This is a genomic window from Nocardia sp. NPDC058518 (assembly GCF_042719655.1).
Taxonomy (GTDB): Bacteria; Actinomycetota; Actinomycetes; order Mycobacteriales; family Mycobacteriaceae; genus Nocardia.
Genome location: NZ_JBHXNJ010000008.1, coordinates 173,863 through 189,516, shown reverse-complemented (window position 1 = coordinate 189,516; position 15,654 = coordinate 173,863). Strand labels below are relative to the sequence as shown.

18 protein-coding genes are annotated in these 15,654 nt (G+C 68.4%); all 18 read right to left on the bottom strand.

The annotated features are described in order from the left end of the window. Positions 1 to 186: 186 nt before the first annotated feature. A complete protein-coding gene (locus tag ACFWPX_RS16960) occupies positions 187 to 900 on the bottom strand; it encodes an MBL fold metallo-hydrolase (RefSeq protein WP_378928145.1) in 714 nt (237 codons plus the stop codon). A gap of 133 nt (positions 901 to 1,033) precedes the next feature. Further along, complete coding sequence (locus ACFWPX_RS16955; protein WP_378928143.1) at positions 1,034 to 1,783, bottom strand: adenosylcobinamide-GDP ribazoletransferase; 750 nt, start codon at positions 1,781 to 1,783, stop codon at positions 1,034 to 1,036. A 31-nt stretch (positions 1,784 to 1,814) separates the two neighbouring features. Beyond that, on the bottom strand, positions 1,815 to 2,930 hold the full coding sequence (cobT, locus tag ACFWPX_RS16950; RefSeq protein WP_378928141.1) for a nicotinate-nucleotide--dimethylbenzimidazole phosphoribosyltransferase: 1,116 nt from the start codon (positions 2,928 to 2,930) through the stop codon (positions 1,815 to 1,817). A gap of 39 nt (positions 2,931 to 2,969) precedes the next feature. Next, positions 2,970 to 3,491 carry a bifunctional adenosylcobinamide kinase/adenosylcobinamide-phosphate guanylyltransferase gene (locus ACFWPX_RS16945; RefSeq protein ID WP_378928140.1) on the bottom strand — a complete coding sequence of 174 codons (522 nt, stop codon included), beginning with the start codon at positions 3,489 to 3,491 and terminating at the stop codon, positions 2,970 to 2,972. A gap of 97 nt (positions 3,492 to 3,588) precedes the next feature. Next, a complete protein-coding gene (locus tag ACFWPX_RS16940; protein ID WP_378928139.1) occupies positions 3,589 to 4,599 on the bottom strand; it encodes an alpha/beta hydrolase in 1,011 nt (336 codons plus the stop codon). A 64-nt stretch (positions 4,600 to 4,663) separates the two neighbouring features. Then, entirely contained in the window at positions 4,664 to 5,215 is a 552-nt protein-coding gene (locus ACFWPX_RS16935) for a pyridoxamine 5'-phosphate oxidase family protein (protein WP_378921803.1), read from the bottom strand. Continuing rightward, positions 5,215 to 6,756: a phytoene desaturase family protein gene (locus ACFWPX_RS16930; RefSeq protein WP_378921802.1), complete on the bottom strand. Its 1,542-nt coding sequence runs from the start codon at positions 6,754 to 6,756 to the stop codon at positions 5,215 to 5,217. Before ACFWPX_RS16930 ends, ACFWPX_RS16935 begins: the two co-directional genes overlap by 1 nt. Beyond that, complete coding sequence (locus ACFWPX_RS16925; protein WP_378928137.1) at positions 6,749 to 7,501, bottom strand: SDR family NAD(P)-dependent oxidoreductase; 753 nt, start codon at positions 7,499 to 7,501, stop codon at positions 6,749 to 6,751. Before ACFWPX_RS16925 ends, ACFWPX_RS16930 begins: the two co-directional genes overlap by 8 nt. Continuing rightward, entirely contained in the window at positions 7,485 to 7,877 is a 393-nt protein-coding gene (locus ACFWPX_RS16920) for a lipocalin-like domain-containing protein (protein WP_378928136.1), read from the bottom strand. The genes ACFWPX_RS16925 and ACFWPX_RS16920 overlap by 17 nt, the downstream gene beginning before the upstream one ends. A gap of 3 nt (positions 7,878 to 7,880) precedes the next feature. Next, the gene (locus ACFWPX_RS16915; RefSeq protein WP_378928134.1) at positions 7,881 to 8,048 is read right to left on the bottom strand and encodes a hypothetical protein; all 168 of its coding nucleotides are present in this window, start codon (positions 8,046 to 8,048) and stop codon (positions 7,881 to 7,883) included. Between the two features lie 8 nt (positions 8,049 to 8,056). Then, positions 8,057 to 9,640, bottom strand: coding sequence for an acyl-CoA carboxylase subunit beta (locus tag ACFWPX_RS16910; protein WP_378928133.1), 1,584 nt, complete (start codon positions 9,638 to 9,640; stop codon positions 8,057 to 8,059). 16 nt (positions 9,641 to 9,656) lie between these two features. Continuing rightward, entirely contained in the window at positions 9,657 to 10,514 is an 858-nt protein-coding gene (locus ACFWPX_RS16905; RefSeq protein ID WP_378928132.1) for an alpha/beta hydrolase, read from the bottom strand. Then, entirely contained in the window at positions 10,511 to 11,461 is a 951-nt protein-coding gene (locus ACFWPX_RS16900; RefSeq protein WP_378928131.1) for an aromatase/cyclase, read from the bottom strand. The genes ACFWPX_RS16905 and ACFWPX_RS16900 overlap by 4 nt, the downstream gene beginning before the upstream one ends. 13 nt (positions 11,462 to 11,474) lie before the next feature. After that, positions 11,475 to 12,251, bottom strand: a complete 777-nt coding sequence (gene fabG / locus ACFWPX_RS16895; protein ID WP_378928130.1) for a 3-oxoacyl-ACP reductase FabG — start codon at positions 12,249 to 12,251, stop codon at positions 11,475 to 11,477. Positions 12,252 to 12,262: 11 nt separating this feature from the next. Next, complete coding sequence (locus ACFWPX_RS16890) at positions 12,263 to 12,520, bottom strand: acyl carrier protein (RefSeq protein WP_378921787.1); 258 nt, start codon at positions 12,518 to 12,520, stop codon at positions 12,263 to 12,265. Then, the gene (locus tag ACFWPX_RS16885) at positions 12,517 to 13,761 is read right to left on the bottom strand and encodes a ketosynthase chain-length factor (protein WP_378928129.1); all 1,245 of its coding nucleotides are present in this window, start codon (positions 13,759 to 13,761) and stop codon (positions 12,517 to 12,519) included. Before ACFWPX_RS16885 ends, ACFWPX_RS16890 begins: the two co-directional genes overlap by 4 nt. Further along, entirely contained in the window at positions 13,758 to 15,029 is a 1,272-nt protein-coding gene (locus ACFWPX_RS16880) for a beta-ketoacyl-[acyl-carrier-protein] synthase family protein (protein ID WP_378928128.1), read from the bottom strand. The genes ACFWPX_RS16885 and ACFWPX_RS16880 overlap by 4 nt, the downstream gene beginning before the upstream one ends. Next, positions 15,026 to 15,646, bottom strand: coding sequence for a TcmI family type II polyketide cyclase (locus ACFWPX_RS16875; protein ID WP_378928127.1), 621 nt, complete (start codon positions 15,644 to 15,646; stop codon positions 15,026 to 15,028). Before ACFWPX_RS16875 ends, ACFWPX_RS16880 begins: the two co-directional genes overlap by 4 nt. Positions 15,647 to 15,654: the final 8 nt, after the last annotated feature.

Here is a 15,654-nt window from a genome sequence, read left to right as displayed (position 1 = left end):
GCGGGGCCCCCCCCCCCCTTCTGGTCTGTGGCCTTGTGCTCTTCTTTTTCTTTTTGGTGCTGGTTTTTGTTCTCTCCCCCCTCGCCCCCGCCCCCGCCCCGGCCACTTCGTGGCCGTCCCTCCCTAAGGGTCGGGAGTGCGGTGGTGGGGAGTGCGGTCATGGCGGACCTGGGTTTACGGGAGTTGTTATCCCGGCATCAACGCTTGCCATTCGCCGAGGGACTTCGGGCGCAGGACGTAGTTGCTGTCGCACACGGAAGTCAGTGCGGCGCTCGGGGCTTCGGAGTACCAGTGGCCGGGGTAGACGACTGGGTTGCCGTCGAGGGCGGCGAGCTGGCGCAGGCTGCGGAACATCTCTTCGGAGTCGCCGCCGGGGAAGTCGGTGCGGCCGCAGCCGTCGATGAACAGGGTGTCGCCGGAGATGAGGCGACCGTCGAACAGGAAGCACTGGCTGCCCGGGGTGTGGCCGGGCGTGTGGAGTAACTCGATGTCGAAGGCGCCGACCTTCACCTTGTCGCCGTGGTCGTGGCCGGTCAGCTCGCTCGGCGCGATGCCGGTGGTCTGGGCGACCCAGTCCAGTTCGAGCTTGTTGACGTGCACCGGGACGCTGGTCTTCTCGAGCAGTTCGGCCACGCCACCGAGGGTGAAACCGAGCATCGTGCCGCCCACATGGTCGGGATGATGGTGGGTGGCGAGTACGCCGGACACGCGCATGCCGTCGGCCGCCGCGACGTCGACGAGGTCGGCTGCCTGGTAGGCGGGATCGACCAGCAGGGTCTCGCCGGTCTCCCGGTCGCCGATCAGATACGCGAAGTTGCGCATCTGCGTGGCGATCGGATCGCCGACGGCGTAATCCCGGCCGGACAGCAGCTGGCGGAAGTAGAGGCGCTCGGATGACATGCGCTCCACTGTATTGCCACCGGTGTGCTGGCGACCCACCCGAGTACCGTTGACCGGACGGTCTGTGGGACCACACAACCGTCGATGTCCCGGACTTGTGGACAGTCGGAGTTTGGGGTGAGTTCGTGATCGGCTATAACGCCAGCGAGAAGCCCACCGCGGCAACCGAAACCGTGATTTCGATGACAGTTCCGAGAATATCGCCGGAGAGGCCTTCGAAACGGCGGACGCAGTGGCGGGTGATCGCGACGGTCAGCGCGAGGGCGGCGATCACCACGACGGGGCCGAGCCAGAGGTTGGCTGGGACCGCCGCGACCGCGGTGACAACCGCGAGCGCCGACCAGATCAGCACGGCGCCGCGGCGCTGAGTGCCCGCGACCAACGCGCCGAAACCCGCGTCGGGGGCGGCGGGGATGTCGGTGCGGCAGGCCAGGACGACGGCGACTCGGCCCGCGGCGACGGCGAGGACGATCGCGACCCAGCGCTGCTGATCGGCCAAGGTCGCGAAGGCGACTGATTGGACAGCGATGGCGAAAATGAGGGCGGCGACGCCGAACGGGCCCGCGCCGCCGGACTTCATGATCTCGCGAGCGCGTGCGGGTGGGCCGTAGCTCCCGAGGCCGTCGACGGTGTCGGCCAGTCCGTCGAGGTGCATGCCCCGGGTGAGCATGGCGAGCAGACCTACGGTGAGCAGACCGGCGAGCAGGCTGGTCAGGCCCGCGCCGACCAGCAGCCAGAGGCCGGCCGCCGCGGCCGCTCCCAGCGCCAGGCCGATCAGGGGGGCGAGGGTGATCGCGTGGCCGGCGGTCCGCCGGTCCACCTTCGCGGGGCCCGGCACCGGGATGACCGTGAGCCAGGAGATTGCCAGTCTCAGGGCGTTCACGGCGAGGTCTCGACCGCCGAGCCGAACCTGCTCACTTCGCGAGGTCGACGGTGTCCGATTCCGCGGCGCCCGTGCTGACGCCCGCGTCGGCGAACGTCGACATCTCGGCGAGGGTGGCGACGGCGGCGCGCAGGATCGGGAGGGCGGTGAGGGCGCCGGAGCCTTCGCCGAGGCGCATCTCGAGATCGATCAGCGGGGTCAGGCGCAGGTGCTTCAAGGCCAGGTCGTGGGCAGGCTCGGTGGAGCGGTGGGCCGGGAGCCACCAGGCTTTCGCGCCCGCGGCGATGTCTTCGGCGACCAGGGCCGCGGCGGTGACCACGACGCCATCGAGCAGAACAGGGGTGCGGCGGATGGCGGCCTGGGCGAGGAAACCGGCCATGGCGGCGAAGTCGGCGCCCGCGGCGACACGGAGCAGGTCGACGGGGTCGGTGGCGACGGGGCGGGCGCGGCGCATGCCGTCGCGGATGGCGGCGACCTTGCGAATCCAGCCCTGGTCGTCGACGCCGGTGCCGCGGCCGACCGCGGCGACGGGTTCGGTGCCGGTGAGGATGGCGATGAGGACGGTGGCGGGGGTGGTGTTGCCGATCCCCATGTCACCGGCGATGAGCAGGTCGGCGCCCGCGTCGATCTCCTCGTCGGCGATCGCGCGGCCCGCGGCCAGCGCGGCGGTGACCTCGGCTTCGGTGAGGGCGTCCTCGCGGTCGATGGAACCGCTCGACCGGCGCACCTTGTGCTGGGACACCGAGGGTTCGGTGTCCCCGTCGACGGCGATGTCGACGACGCGCACGGTCGCGCCCGCCACGGCGGCCAGTGCGTTCACTGCCGCGCCGCCCGCCAGGAAATTGGCCACCATCTGCGCGGTGACCTCGCTCGGGTACGCCGAAACACCGTGCTTCGCCACGCCGTGGTCACCCGCGAACAGCACCACCCTGGCGCGTTCGAACTGCGCGGGCGGGCACACGCCCTGGCAAGCGGCGACCCAGTTACCGAGTTCCTCGAGCCGGCCCAGCGATCCGGCCGGTTTGGTGAGCTGCGTCTGACGCTGCTCGGCCGCCGCGCGCACCTGCGCGTCCGGGGCCGCGACCGGGTCGAATCCGTGAGTCACTGGCAAGCCTTTCGGAAGTGGTACGGGGTGTTCGACGCTCATCTTGCCCGGATCACGGCGCGCGGCGCCGACCGACCCGGCTCATTTCAATCGAATCGGCAGCCCGGCGACGATGAGATACGCCTCGTCACATGCCTGCGCGAGACGCTGGTTCAGCGTGCCGATCTCGTCGCGGAACAGCCGCCCCGAGCGGGTCGCGGGAATGACGCCCATTCCCACCTCGGGCGTTACGATCACCAACCGCTCGCGGTAGCCCTCGACGGCGTCGACGAGCACATCGCAGTCGGGGCCGACGGTGCCGCGCGGCGCGTCCCAGGCCGCGCGGGCATCCAGCCGCGCGGTGAGCCAGGTGCCGATGTCATCGAGCAGGGTCGCGGGCGCCCCGGTGGCGAGGACCGTTGCGGGCTCGGTGTTCTCGACGGTCGTCCAGTGCGCGGGGCGCCGGTCGCGGTGGACGGCGATCCGGTCGGCGAAGTCGTGATCGGCGGGATCGAGGACAGCGGTAGCGAGATAGCGGACCGCGTGCGCGTCGGCCAGCAGGCCCTCGGCATAGGCCGACTTGCCGGACCGCGCACCACCGAGCACGAGGATGCGAGTGGACATCCGAGCACCGTAGCTGCCCACTGATTTCGCAAGAACATGGGTAACTCCCCAACTGCCCAGAAGTTGAACCGCATTTACCGTCGGCCCGGCACGAAACTCATCGACCACCTGCGACCGGCAAAATACCCGGAGAGGCGGAAAGAGCGTCCAGGATCATGGGGCGGGCGGTGGTGAGGGACTGTTGCCAGTACGGCCAGGTGTGGGTGCCGTTGGTGAAGTCGACGCGGGCCGGGATGCCGAGTGCGGCGGTGCGGTCGCGGAAGACGCTCGCCGTGACCACGGCGAATGCCTCGATCCCCGCCGCGTTGATCGTGTTACCGACGCCGCTCGGGAGGTCGAGGGGCCCGGGTACACCGTTGCCGCTCGTCACGTACAGCGGCAGGCCGCGCAGCAGTTCGGCCTGGACGGTGGCGTCGTTGCGGCTCCACGCGGGGTCGCCCGCGGCGCCCCACATGTCGTCGATGTTGAACCTGCCCTCATCGAGCATGGCCGCGCGCATGACCTGGTTCCACATCGGGGCCGCCGGGTTGAGGAAACCGGAGAACGACCCGGCGAACCGGAACTGGTCGCGATGGTGGGCGGCCAGTGTCATCGCGGCATTGCCGCCCATGGAGACGCCGACGATGGCGTTGTTCGTGCGGGAGACGCCGTATCCGGCCAGGAAGTCGGGCAGTTCGCGGGTGAGGAACGTCTCCCACTTGTAGGTCGTCGGTTGACCGTTGGTGCTGCTCGGCCGGTACCAGTCGGTGTAGAAGCTGGAGTGGCCGCCGACCGGGAACACCACAGTGACATCGTCACCGGCGAATTGGCGCAGCGCGTCGGTGTCGGTGGTCCACTGGCTGTGGTCGGCGGGGGCGCGCAGACCGTCGAGCAGGTACAGCGCCGAGCTGCCGCCGCGCGCGGCCCACTGCACCTGGACCTTGATCGGGCCCATGCTCGACGGCACGACCAGTTCCTCGAAACCCCCTGCGGGCGTGTGTATTACCGGTGCCGTGAACGGCACGGCACCGGCCGCGGACGTGCCGGTGAACGACACGACCACGGCCGCCGTAGCGATCGTGAGAGCTCTGCTCAGCCGACGCGAATTTCCCCACCCGGTGCGAAACACACAGCCAGCTTGGCCAGTTCCGGTTGATCGAGTCAAGCCGACTGTGTGGCTTCACAACTGGAGCTCAGCCGGTTCGGCGGGCCGAATGATAGGGACGGCATTCGGTGATGGAGCGGCCGTCGTAACTGAACTCCAGGAATACCCGCCAGAGCTGGCGGACCCGATGATCGGCCCACAATCCACGGGTCGGTTCGATGCGGTAGAACACCTGCTGGCCTTCGTCGGGGAGTTTGACATTGTCGTAGAGGGACATATCGGCGAGCCAGGGGAACTGCTCGAAGCTCAGTGTGACGGCCCGCTGGATTTCGGCGGGATCGGTGACCAGGGTGGCGCGGCCCTGGATCTGCACCGAATGAATGGCGTGGCGACCCGCGAAACCGCCGGGCGGAATATGGCTCACCACATAGCTGACATTCGGATTCTGTTGCATCTGAGCGTGTTTGCGATTGAACTGAAAGGTGTGCATGTAGGCGATGAGGCCGTCGGCGGCGATGTGCATGGCCGACGTCGACGGTGCGCCGTGCTCGTCGATGGTGGCCAGCGCGGCGAGTTCCTCGGTGCGCAGCAGTTCGGTGATCGCTTCCTGGACTTCGGCGGGGCCGGGTTCGGTGCTCATCAGGCGCCCATCCCCAGATCGCCGAGGACCGCCAGCGCGGCGGCTCTGGCACCACCGGTGACACCCTGCCCGGGATGGGTCGACGGCCCGACGAGATAGAACCCCTCGGCGGGCAGCCGGTAACCCATGTTCGGCAGCGGTCGCATCCCCATGAACTGGAACAGCTGGCAGCCGAAATGGCCGGGATCGCCGTCCACCCAGGCCTCGTTGTAGCGCTCCATGTCCAGTGGACTGTGGACCACCCGTGACAGCACCTGATCGGGACCGATGTTCGTGGTCATCCCCGCGAAGGTGGCGAAGACCTGATCGAAGATCTCCTCCTTGCGGCTGTCCCAATCGCCCTCGGCCAGCTCCATCGGGGCATAACCGAGCAGGTAGAGCGTGTGATGCGGGGCGGGTGCCCTGGTCGGATCCCAGCGGGTGGCGGTCGAGACGGTCGGGATGGTGTGCACCGGTTCGCCGTATTTGAGCTGGTCGAAGGTGCGCAGCAAGTCGGGCAGATCCAGGGCGACCTCCTGGAATCCGGCCTCGGTGACCTCGGGCCCCGCCCGGAATTCGGGCGCCTCGCTCAGCACGAGATGTCCCGCGACCAAACGGAAACTGGCCGATTTGATCCGGTCGACCTTGCGCTCCCACTCGGCGCCGAACCGGTGGTCCACCATCGCGGGCAGCTGCTTGATATTGAGGTCGGCCAGCACGGCGCGGCGCGCGGTGAACTCGGTGCCGTCGGCGCAGCGCACCCCGCTCACCCGGTCGCCGTCGAAATGGAACTGCTCGACCTTCGCGCCGGTGTGGATGGTGCCGCCGTAGCCACGCAGCGCCGCGGCGAGCGCGTCGGACAACGACTGCGAGCCGCCCACCGCGAAACCCATGCCGTAGCGGTGGATGAACGGGACCATCAGCAGCAGGAACGCGCCGGTGCCGCCCTCATCCGGCGAGATGAGCAGCTCCGAGACCCAACGGCACAGGGCCGCTTTGACTTTCGGGTGCACGAACCATTCGTGGCAGACGTCGAGGTAGCTCATCATGAGCACCCGCATCGTCTCCTGGCCGACCTCGGACTGTTCGAGCTGTGCGAACAGCGCACCGAGCGGAGCCGGTGGATTGAACATCGCGGGCAGCAGCTGGTCGAGCAGCGGACTGGCGAATGCGTAGAAACGCAAGTAGTTCTCGGCGTCGACGGGGGAGATCCGCGCGATCGTCTCGGCCGTTTTGTACACGTCGTGATAGAAGGCGATGAAGTCGTCGTCGGGGAACACCACCGACATGCTGGGGTCGGGATAGACATAGCTCAGCCCGTGCTCGGCGAGCAGGCCCAGTTCGTCGTCGACGATCATCGGGTTGCCGTGGATGAAGATGTGCGCGGCGGCGTGCAGGTCGTGCTGGTGACCGGGCAGGGTCACCGCTTCGCTGACGACGCCACCACCGATCTCCGATTTCGATTCCAGCACCACCACATCCAGGCCCGCCTTGGCGAGGTAGGCAGCGGCGGTCAGGCCGTTGTGGCCCGCGCCGACGACGATCACGTCATGTTCAGCCATGGTGTGCTCCCAGTCCGTAGCCGCCGTCGATGTCCCAGATGGAGCCGGTGACGAAACCGGCACCGGCGGAGTCGAGCAGAGTCAGCACCGGCGCCGCGACCTCGTCGGCGGTCGCGATGCGTTTGATGACATTCGTGGCGACGACGCCCGCCTCGAGTCCGGGAATCGCCTCGGCGCCCGCGCGGAAACCGGGGGTCTCGGTAATGCCGGCGCACACACTGTTCACCCGAATTCCCATGGGGCCCAGCTCACTTGCCCACGTCGGAACGAGGTACTGCAACGCGGCCTTGGTAGCGCCGTAGATCCCGGTGCCGGGTCCGGGTTTGCGGCCGATGGAGGAGGAGATGACCGCGATCGACGAGCCGGTCTGCTCGGCCAGCACGGGCGCCGCCGCGGCGACGGTGGCGATGGTGCCGCGCAGGTTGACGTCGATGATCCGGTTGACCTGCTCCATCGGCTGGGCGAAAACCACACCGGGAATGAGGATTCCGGCATTGCACACCAGTAGATCCAGCCCACCGAACTGCTCGACCGCGTGGTCGACGGCCCGGTGCGCGGTGTCCGGGTCGGCGATGTCACCACTGATCCAGGCCGCGTCGAGGGTGCCCGCCGCCTCGGCCAGTTCCTTCTCGCGGCGTCCGGTGAGCACCACCTTGGCGCCCTCGGCGACCAGCGCCGCCGCGATCGCGTAGCCGATGCCTTCGCTCGATCCGGTGATCAGAGCGGTCTTACCTTCGAATCGCATGCTTCTCCTGTGCTGCTTCGGCCTTGCGCCACTGCACAATGCGGCCGTTGTCGGGGGTGGTGCGGATGGTGAGCAGACCGTCGGTCAGCTCGGCGATGCGGACTTGTTCCTCGCCGACCCAGTCGGTGCGCGAGCAGACGAGGATGTGATGGCGCAGCACACCGTCCTCGATGCGCCAGGTACCCGCGTAACCCATGAACGCGGGTTCGCCAGGGGCGGTGCGCATCATCGCGACCGAGAGGTGCCCGGACGCGGTGTAGGTGAGGAACCCGGCGGGCTCGGCGCCGAGTGGGCCTGTCGTCGGCGCGCCCGTGGGATCGGTGTCGTGGAACGACGCGAGTTGCCAGGTGCCGATCAGGTCGTCGGGCCGGGGCACGGGCTACCGCCAGCCACGCGGATTGCGAAACCTGGTGTAAGGCGCCGCAACCCGGCGGATGGATAGCTCCGCTGCCGGCTCGTCGTAGGTGAGCAACACCGCGGCGACGGCGGCGATCATCTCTTCGCTCAGCTCGATCCGCGGATCGACCAGTGCTATGGAATCGGACATGGGTCCTCCTACTGGGGTGGGTTGCCGTGTTTGCGGACCGGCGGCTCGGAGTGCTTGGCGCGCAGCATGTTCAGTGACCGGATCAGGATCGAGCGGGTATCGGCGGGGTCGATCACGTCGTCGACCAGGCCGCGCTCGGCGGCGTAGTAGGGGTGCATCAGCTCGCGTGCGTACCGGGCGACGAGCTCGGTCCTGGCCGCGTCGGGGTCGTCGGCGGCGGCGATCTGTTTGCGGAACACCACATTCGCGGCGCCCTGCGCACCCATCACCGCGATCTCGTTGGTCGGCCAGGCCAGCGCCAGATCGGTACCGACGCTGCGCGAGTCCATGACGATGTAGGCGCCGCCGTAGGCCTTGCGCAGCACGATCGAGATCCGCGGCACGGTCGCGTTGCAGTAGGCGTAGAGCAGTTTCGCGCCGTGCCGGATGATGCCGTTGTGCTCCTGTCCGACACCGGGCAGGAACCCCGGCACGTCCAGCAGCGTGATCAGCGGGATATTCATCGCGTCGCACATCTGGACGAAGCGCGCCGCCTTCTCGCTGGCGCTGATGTCGAGCGTGCCCGCCAGGCAGTTCGGCTGGTTGGCGACGAAACCGACGGTGTGACCGTCCATTCGGGCCAGGGCGATGACGATATTGCCTGCCCAGCGTTCCTGGATCTCCAGATACGCACCGTCGTCGACGATTTCGGCGATCACCGCGCGGATGTCGTAGGGCGTGGTCCCGGTGTCGGGGACGAGGTCGCTGAGCGCGGGGCAGGATCGGTCGACCGGGTCGTCGGTCGGCACCAGCGGCGGCAGTTCCCGATTGTTCTGTGGCAGAAAGGAGAGCAGATAGCGCACATCGGCGAGGCAGGTCGCCTCGTCATCGTGGACGAAATGCGCGACACCGGAACGCTCGGCATGGATGTCGGCGCCGCCGAGCCCGTCGAGGGTCACCGATTCGCCCGTGACCGCGGTGACCACGTCGGGTCCGGTGATGAACATCTGCGCGGTGCCGCGCACCATGAGCACGAAGTCGGTCAGCGCGGGGGAGTAGGCCGCCCCGCCCGCGCAGGGGCCGAGCATGACGCTGATCTGCGGAATCACTCCGGAGGCAGCGGTGTTGCGCCGGAAGATGCCGCCGTACCCCGCCAGCGCGGCGACACCTTCCTGGATCCGAGCGCCCGCACCGTCGTTCAGCGATACCAGCGGCGCTCCCGCGCTGATCGCCAGATCCATGACCTTGTGGATCTTTTCGGCGTGCGCCTCGCCCAGCGCACCACCGAAGATCCGGAAGTCGTGGGCGTAGACGAAGGTGGTCCGCCCGTCGACGGTGCCCCAGCCCGCGACCACGCCGTCGGTGTAGGGCCTGCTGTGCTCGAGGCCGAACCCGGTGGCCCGATGCCTGCGCAGCGGTTCGAGTTCGGTGAACGAGCCCGGGTCGAGCAGCAGCGAGATACGTTCGCGGGCAGTGAGTTTGCCTTTGGCGTGCTGGCGCTCAGTCGCGGCCGGGTCGGGCCCGAGCTCGGCCAGTTCCTTGCGCAGACGTAGTTCGTCGAGCCGGTTCACGTCACCCTCGGAGGTGAACGGAAGCGTGTATTCCTCGGTCACAGCGGTGTCCTCTCACTCAGGCCGCGGCGCGGTCGAGCAGGCAGGTTTCGAAGAAGGCCAGCGCGCTCGTGTGATAAGCCCGTGCCGCCCAGCCCAGGCTGATGTTGTGGCCGGCCTGCGGAACACGGGTCAAGCCGCGGCGGGGTGCCGAGGCCAGCAGGGCGGCCAGGTCGGCGAGCGCGACATCGTCGGTGCGCCACCACTTCTCCTGCTCGGCGAAGCTGAACCGCACCGGAATCCGGATGCGATCGGCCAGTTCGGCGAAGGTCTGTGGCCAGGCGGCGGCGTCGACCAGTTCCAGGATCGGTGTCGAGTCCACCGCCGCGCCCGCCCTGGCGAAGGTGCCGGGCGGATACAACTGGAGGTCGCCCCAATTGCGTTGCCACATCTTGGTTTCGGTGTCCTCGTTGTAGAGGTGCCCACAGCCCGAGACGTCGACGCCGCGGAACTCGCCCTCGGTCGCCAGGGTGAGGGCGAGCTTGCCGCCGAAGGAGTGGCCGAGCAGGAACATCCCGGCGCCGGTCTCGTTGTCGGTGGTGAAGTCGGCGAGCGCGGCACGCACGGTGTCGGCCTGGTCGGTCAGGGATTGACCGTCCGGCAGGGCGTCGGCGGAGGCGCCGTAGCCGGGACGGTCCAGTGCCAGCACCGCGTAGCCCAGCCGGGTGGCGGTGCTGAGCAGCGAGACGTCCGGGTGGGCGCGGCCGTGGAAATAGGCGGCGGACATGCCGGCCCCGTGCAGCGCGACGATGGTGGCCCGGGGCAGGGCGAGCGCGGGTGTGCTGAGCAGCCCGGATATCGGAATTCCCGCCGCGTCCAGGGTTATCCGGTGCACGCCCGGCGAGAGGACCGCCGCACTCGCCTCGACGGAGCTCATGACCGTTCCTCGGCGAATTTCTTGGCGTGGCGCAGGGTCGCCATGCTGTTGGTGCTCAGCGCCCGCTGCACGTACTCCCGCGCCGTCGCCACATCGGCATCGGGACCGAGCACCGCGGTGATGTTGTCGGTGTTGATCACCACGCTGTGCTGCGACGACACCGCCACCCCGCCCTCGGTCGGCCGCACCGTCCAGTACCCGGTGTGCAGTGTCATCAGCGCGGGCATGGTGAGCTGCTTGTAGGCGATCATGGTGTCCGGGAACACGATTCGATACGACATCGTGCGGTGCTGGGAACCGTCCATCGCCACCGTGTCCATCGCCAGTGACTGGATGCCGGGGCCCGGTTCGATCAGCTCGACCCCCGCCACGTGCGGCAGCCGCTCGGGCCACAGCTGGGCCTCGCTGATGAACCCGAACACGTCGGCGGCGGTACCGGCCACCTCGACGGTGTCGGTGAAGGAGAACGTCGCGTCGGTGCCCGCGTCACCGAGTTCGATATTGCGCTTCAGCGCCGCGAGCTCGGTGCGCGAATTGCGGTCGACCACCTGGTCGATCCAGCTCAGCTGGTCTTCGTCGGTGGCCTGGTAGTCGTGCAGCAGCCGGACGTTGCTCTGGTTCACCGACAGCGCTTCGATGATCCAGGTACCGCCCATCGCGGCGATCGGCGGGCTGCTGACCTCCTGGCGGAACTCGATGCGGCGTTGCTCGGGATCGAGTACCCGCCGCGACACCCAGTGCTTGACGTCCTCGCCCGCCGTGGCCCAGATTCGGATGCGCTGTTCGCGTTCGTCGTTGTCGAGGTAGTCGGCGAAGATGGTAGGCGGGAACAACTGTGGCCAGTTCTGCACCTCGGCGAGCAGCCGGTAGACGGTGGCCGCCGACGCGGCGATCTCGATCGAGTGCTCGGCACGGCCGGTAGCGGTGACGGATACGGATGCGGACATGATCGATCCCCTTTCAGTAGTTCCCGAGTCCGCCACAGACATTCATCGCCTGGGCGGTGATGGAGGCGGCGGTGTCGGAGGCGAGGTAGCCGACCAGGCCCGCCACTTCCTCCGGAGTGCAGTAGCGGCCGAGCGGGATCTTGGCGGTGAACTTGGCCATCACCGCGTCCTCGGTGCTCTGCTGCAAGCTGGCGTAGTTGCGTCGAACCTGTTGCGCCATCGGCGTTTCCACGTAGCCGGGGCACACCGCGTTGACGGTGATGCCGGTCGGGGCGAGCTCGTTGCCGAGCGCCTTGGTGAACCCGACGACACCGTGCTTGGACGCCGAGTACGGCGCACCGAGGACCACGCCCTGCTTGCCCGCGGTCGAGGCGATATTGATGATCCGGCCGCGACTGCGGTGCCGCATCCCGCCGGTGTTGAGCACCTCACGCGTCATCCGGAAGACGCTGTTGAGGTTGGTGTCGATGACGTTGTCCCAGATCTCGTCGAGCAGGTCGGCGGTGACGCCGCCGCCGCTGATGCCCGCGTTGTTGACCAGCACGTCGACCGGGCCGAACCGGGCGGTGGCGGCCTCGATGAACTCGTGCACCGACTCACCCGAGCGCACGTCGACGGCGCTGCCGTCCACCTCGAGGCCGGCTTCGGTGAACTCCTTGACGGTGGTGGCCACGTTCTCCGCGGTGCGTGCGCCGAGGTAGACGGTGTGTCCGTTCGAGGCGAGCAGCCGGGCCACGGCCAGCCCGATACCACTGGTGGCGCCGGTGACCACTGCGTGTGCTTTCGACATGATGACTCCTGCTAGGGGGTGCGAACGGGGAGGAGGGCGTTCACCGCGTCGAGGAAGGCGCGCGGTGTGGTCGCTTCGATGACGGTCGAATCGTCGAGGGTCACCCCGAATTCGCGTTCGACGCGACTGGCGGTCTCGAGCATGGCCAGCGAGTCGTAGCCGAGGTCGTCGAAGGTGAGGTCGAGGATGTCGGATTCCAGGTCGACGTTCTCGGGTTCGCCGGAACCTTCGAGGAGGATCCTGGTCAGGTCGTCGAGGGTGAATGTCATGAGATTTCCCTTCCTTCGGGTGCGGTCAGGACCATGGCGGAGTTGAATCCGCCGTAGCCGCGTGCCAGGACGAGTGCGGCACGCACCGTCGCGTGCCGCACCCCACCGACCACCAGGTCCAGTGGTGAGTCGGAGTTCGGGGTGACGTTGATCGTCGGCGGGATCTCGCCGGTCGACATGGTGAGCAGGGCGGTGGCGACATCCAGCGGGCCCGCGCCCGAATACAGCCGTCCTGTCATGGTTTTCGGTGCGGTGACGGGAACGCCGCGGTGGCCGAAGACCGCGGTGATCGCCTCGGCCTCGATCTGGTCGTGCTCGGGCAGGCCCGCGGCGTCGGCGAACACCACGTCGATATCGCTGGGTGCGAGTCCGGAATCGGCGAGCGCCCGCTCGATCGCGGCGCGCAGGGCCGGTTCGCGGCCGGTGCTCGGTGCGGGATCGAAAGTGGCCGCGTATCCCGCGATTTCGCCGTAGCTGCGGGCGCCACGCGCGGTGGCGGCGGCCGCGGACTCGAGGATCAGGATCGCGCCGCCCTCACCCGGAACATGGCCCGCCGCACGCGAATCGAACGGCAGATAGGCGGCTTCGGGATCGGTGCCCGCGTGCAGCCGGCCGCTCGTCCACAGCGCCGCCCACCCCCACGGGCACAGCGTGGCGTCCATCGCGCCCGACACCATCAGCGCGGTGCCTTTGCGAATCTGCCTGCGCGCGTGCGCGATCGCGTCGAGCCCGCCCGCCTGGTCACTGACCAGGACACCGCTGGGCCCTTTCATACCGTGACGAATGGAGATCTGACCGCTGTTGACCGCGTAGAACCAGGCGAAGGACTGATACGCGCTGACGAAGCGGCTACCCCGGCTCCACAGATTGCCGAGCTCCTTCTGCGCGAATTCGAATCCACCCGACGACGAGGCGGTGAGCACGCCCATGTCGAAGTCGTCGAGTTTGTCGGTGTCGACACCGGCATCGGCCAGTGCCCATTCCGCCGCGACGAGAGCGAGGCGGGTCACCTGATCTGTCTGGGGGAGAAGGCGATTGGGCAGGTACTGCTTGGGATCGAAGTCGTCGATCTCGCCTGCCAGGGTGGCCGGATAGCCCGCCGGATCGAAGCGGGTGAGCCGGCCGATGCCGCTGCGGCCCGCGCGCACCGCGTCCCAATAGGGCTGGGTGCCCAGACCATTGGGTGCGGTGATGCCGATGCCGGTGACCACCGCGCGGGTGTCGTCGAGTACCGCGGTCATGCCGCCACTTCCTTCGGGGTCGTCAGGACCATCGCGCTCTGGAAGCCGCCGAAGCCGCTGCCCACCGTGAGGACGGTGTCGGTGCGGTGCTCACGGGCGGTGATCGGCACGTAGTCCAGGTCGCATTCGGGGTCGGCGGTGTGCAGATTCGCCGTCGGCGGCACCACATCGGCGCCGATCGCCAGGACCGAGGCCGCGATCTCGATGGAGCCGATCGCGCCGAGCGAATGCCCGACCATGGACTTGATCGAGCTCACCGGGGTGTCATAGGCGTGCGAGCCCAGACTGCGCTTGAACGCGGCGGTTTCGTGCCGGTCGTTCTGTTTGGTGCCCGAGCCGTGCGCGTTGATGTAGTCGATCGAGTCACCGGGCATCCTGGCCTCGCCAAGCGCCACCCGGATGGCCTCGGCCATCTCGGCGCCGTCCGGGCGCAAGCCGGTCATGTGATAGGCGTTCGCGCGGGTGGCGTAGCCGGCGATCTCGGCGTAGATGTGCGCACCGCGCCGCCGGGCCGCGGACAGTTCCTCGAGGACGAACAGGGCCGCGCCCTCGCCGAGGACGAAACCGGTGCGCGAGGCATCGAAGGGCCGGGACGCGGTTTCGGGGGCATCGTGGCGCGGGGTGGTCGCCTTGATCGCGTCGAAGCAGGCCATGGTGATCGGCGAGATCGGCGCGTCGGAGGCGCCGGTGACCATGATGTCCACCGAGCCCTCGGCGATGAGCTGGGCGGCGTAGCCGACCGAGTCGAGACCGGAGGTGCAGCCCGAGGACACCACGGTCGCAGGGCCCTGGGCACCGACCGCGAAGGCCACCTCGGCGGCGAACGAGCCGGGGGACAGGTGATGGTAGAGGTGCTGGTCGGCGTACTTCTGGTCGACCAGTTCCAGCCGCCCGCCATTGCTGATGACGCGGTAGTCCTGCTCCAGGCGCATCGTCGCGCCGACCGCGCTGCCCAGCGCGACCCCGATCGAATACGGGTCGATGCTGTCGAATTCGAGTCCGCTGTCGGCCACCGCGCTGCGCGCGCCGACGACGGCGAACTGTGCGGCACGGTCGAGCCGCTGGATCTCGTGGGGGGTCAGGCCGTGCAGTTCGGGGTCGAAGTCGACCTCGGCCGCGACCTTGGACCGGAACTGTTCGGGATCGAAGAAGCTGATCCGCCGGGTGGCGGTGCGGCCGGCGGTGAGCAGTTCCCAGAACTGCTTGGTGCCGACTCCGCCGGGGGCGATCACCTCCATTCCGGTGATGACGACGCGCCGGGTGTTCACTGTGCCTCCCAGTGGTAGAAGCGGTGTGCGACCGCGTCGGCCGGCTTGCGCCAGCTCGTCGAGTCGTACTTGTCGATCAAGGGGTCGAGGTCGTCGCAGATCTGGATGAAGCGTGGGTCGGCCTGCTTCCAGGCCTGCGCGATCACCTCACCGCCGTCGGGGGTCTCGAAGTCCTGCAGGTGGAAATAGACGCCGCCGAGAGCGAAGAGCTGCCTGCGCCGGGTGCCCATCCGATGCGGGACGTCGGTGGTGTCGAAGTCGGCGAACAGCTGCGCGACCTGCGGGCGGCGTTCGGGGACGAGGCGATTCACGACGAGGGTGCTGAACATGGCGGGGTCCACCGGGCCGGGCAGCCAGTGGTAGTAGCGCTGGGCACGCGCCGTCGTGTCGAACGGTGCGATGTCGCCACCCACGTCGGGGCCGTCGGGCTCGCCGGACAGGGGCGTATCGCTGTCGACGATGTGGATGAACAGGTCGTCGTGATAGTGGAACAGCTGGCGGCGAACGATTTTCGCGTCCGTCGGGGTGGCCGCGGCATCGTGCTCGGCGAACTTCGCCGCCAGGCGGTCGCGGGCCGCGGTGGTGGTCGTCCTGGCGACCGTGACTGTCGTATGCATCCGGTGTC

Coding starts and splice junctions, on each gene's coding strand:
- fabG (WP_378928130.1), bottom strand. CDS start 12,251: ATGTCGAAAGCACACGCAGTGGTCACCGGCGCCACCAGTGGTATCGGG.
- ACFWPX_RS16925 (WP_378928137.1), bottom strand. CDS start 7,501: ATGCGATTCGAAGGTAAGACCGCTCTGATCACCGGATCGAGCGAAGGC.
- ACFWPX_RS16885 (WP_378928129.1), bottom strand. CDS start 13,761: ATGACCGCGGTACTCGACGACACCCGCGCGGTGGTCACCGGCATCGGC.
- ACFWPX_RS16875 (WP_378928127.1), bottom strand. CDS start 15,646: ATGCATACGACAGTCACGGTCGCCAGGACGACCACCACCGCGGCCCGC.
- ACFWPX_RS16945 (WP_378928140.1), bottom strand. CDS start 3,491: ATGTCCACTCGCATCCTCGTGCTCGGTGGTGCGCGGTCCGGCAAGTCG.
- ACFWPX_RS16890 (WP_378921787.1), bottom strand. CDS start 12,520: ATGACATTCACCCTCGACGACCTGACCAGGATCCTCCTCGAAGGTTCC.
- ACFWPX_RS16935 (WP_378921803.1), bottom strand. CDS start 5,215: ATGAGCACCGAACCCGGCCCCGCCGAAGTCCAGGAAGCGATCACCGAA.
- cobT (WP_378928141.1), bottom strand. CDS start 2,930: ATGAGCGTCGAACACCCCGTACCACTTCCGAAAGGCTTGCCAGTGACT.
- ACFWPX_RS16915 (WP_378928134.1), bottom strand. CDS start 8,048: ATGTCCGATTCCATAGCACTGGTCGATCCGCGGATCGAGCTGAGCGAA.
- ACFWPX_RS16900 (WP_378928131.1), bottom strand. CDS start 11,461: ATGTCCGCATCCGTATCCGTCACCGCTACCGGCCGTGCCGAGCACTCG.
- ACFWPX_RS16930 (WP_378921802.1), bottom strand. CDS start 6,756: ATGGCTGAACATGACGTGATCGTCGTCGGCGCGGGCCACAACGGCCTG.
- ACFWPX_RS16960 (WP_378928145.1), bottom strand. CDS start 900: ATGTCATCCGAGCGCCTCTACTTCCGCCAGCTGCTGTCCGGCCGGGAT.
- ACFWPX_RS16905 (WP_378928132.1), bottom strand. CDS start 10,514: ATGAGCTCCGTCGAGGCGAGTGCGGCGGTCCTCTCGCCGGGCGTGCAC.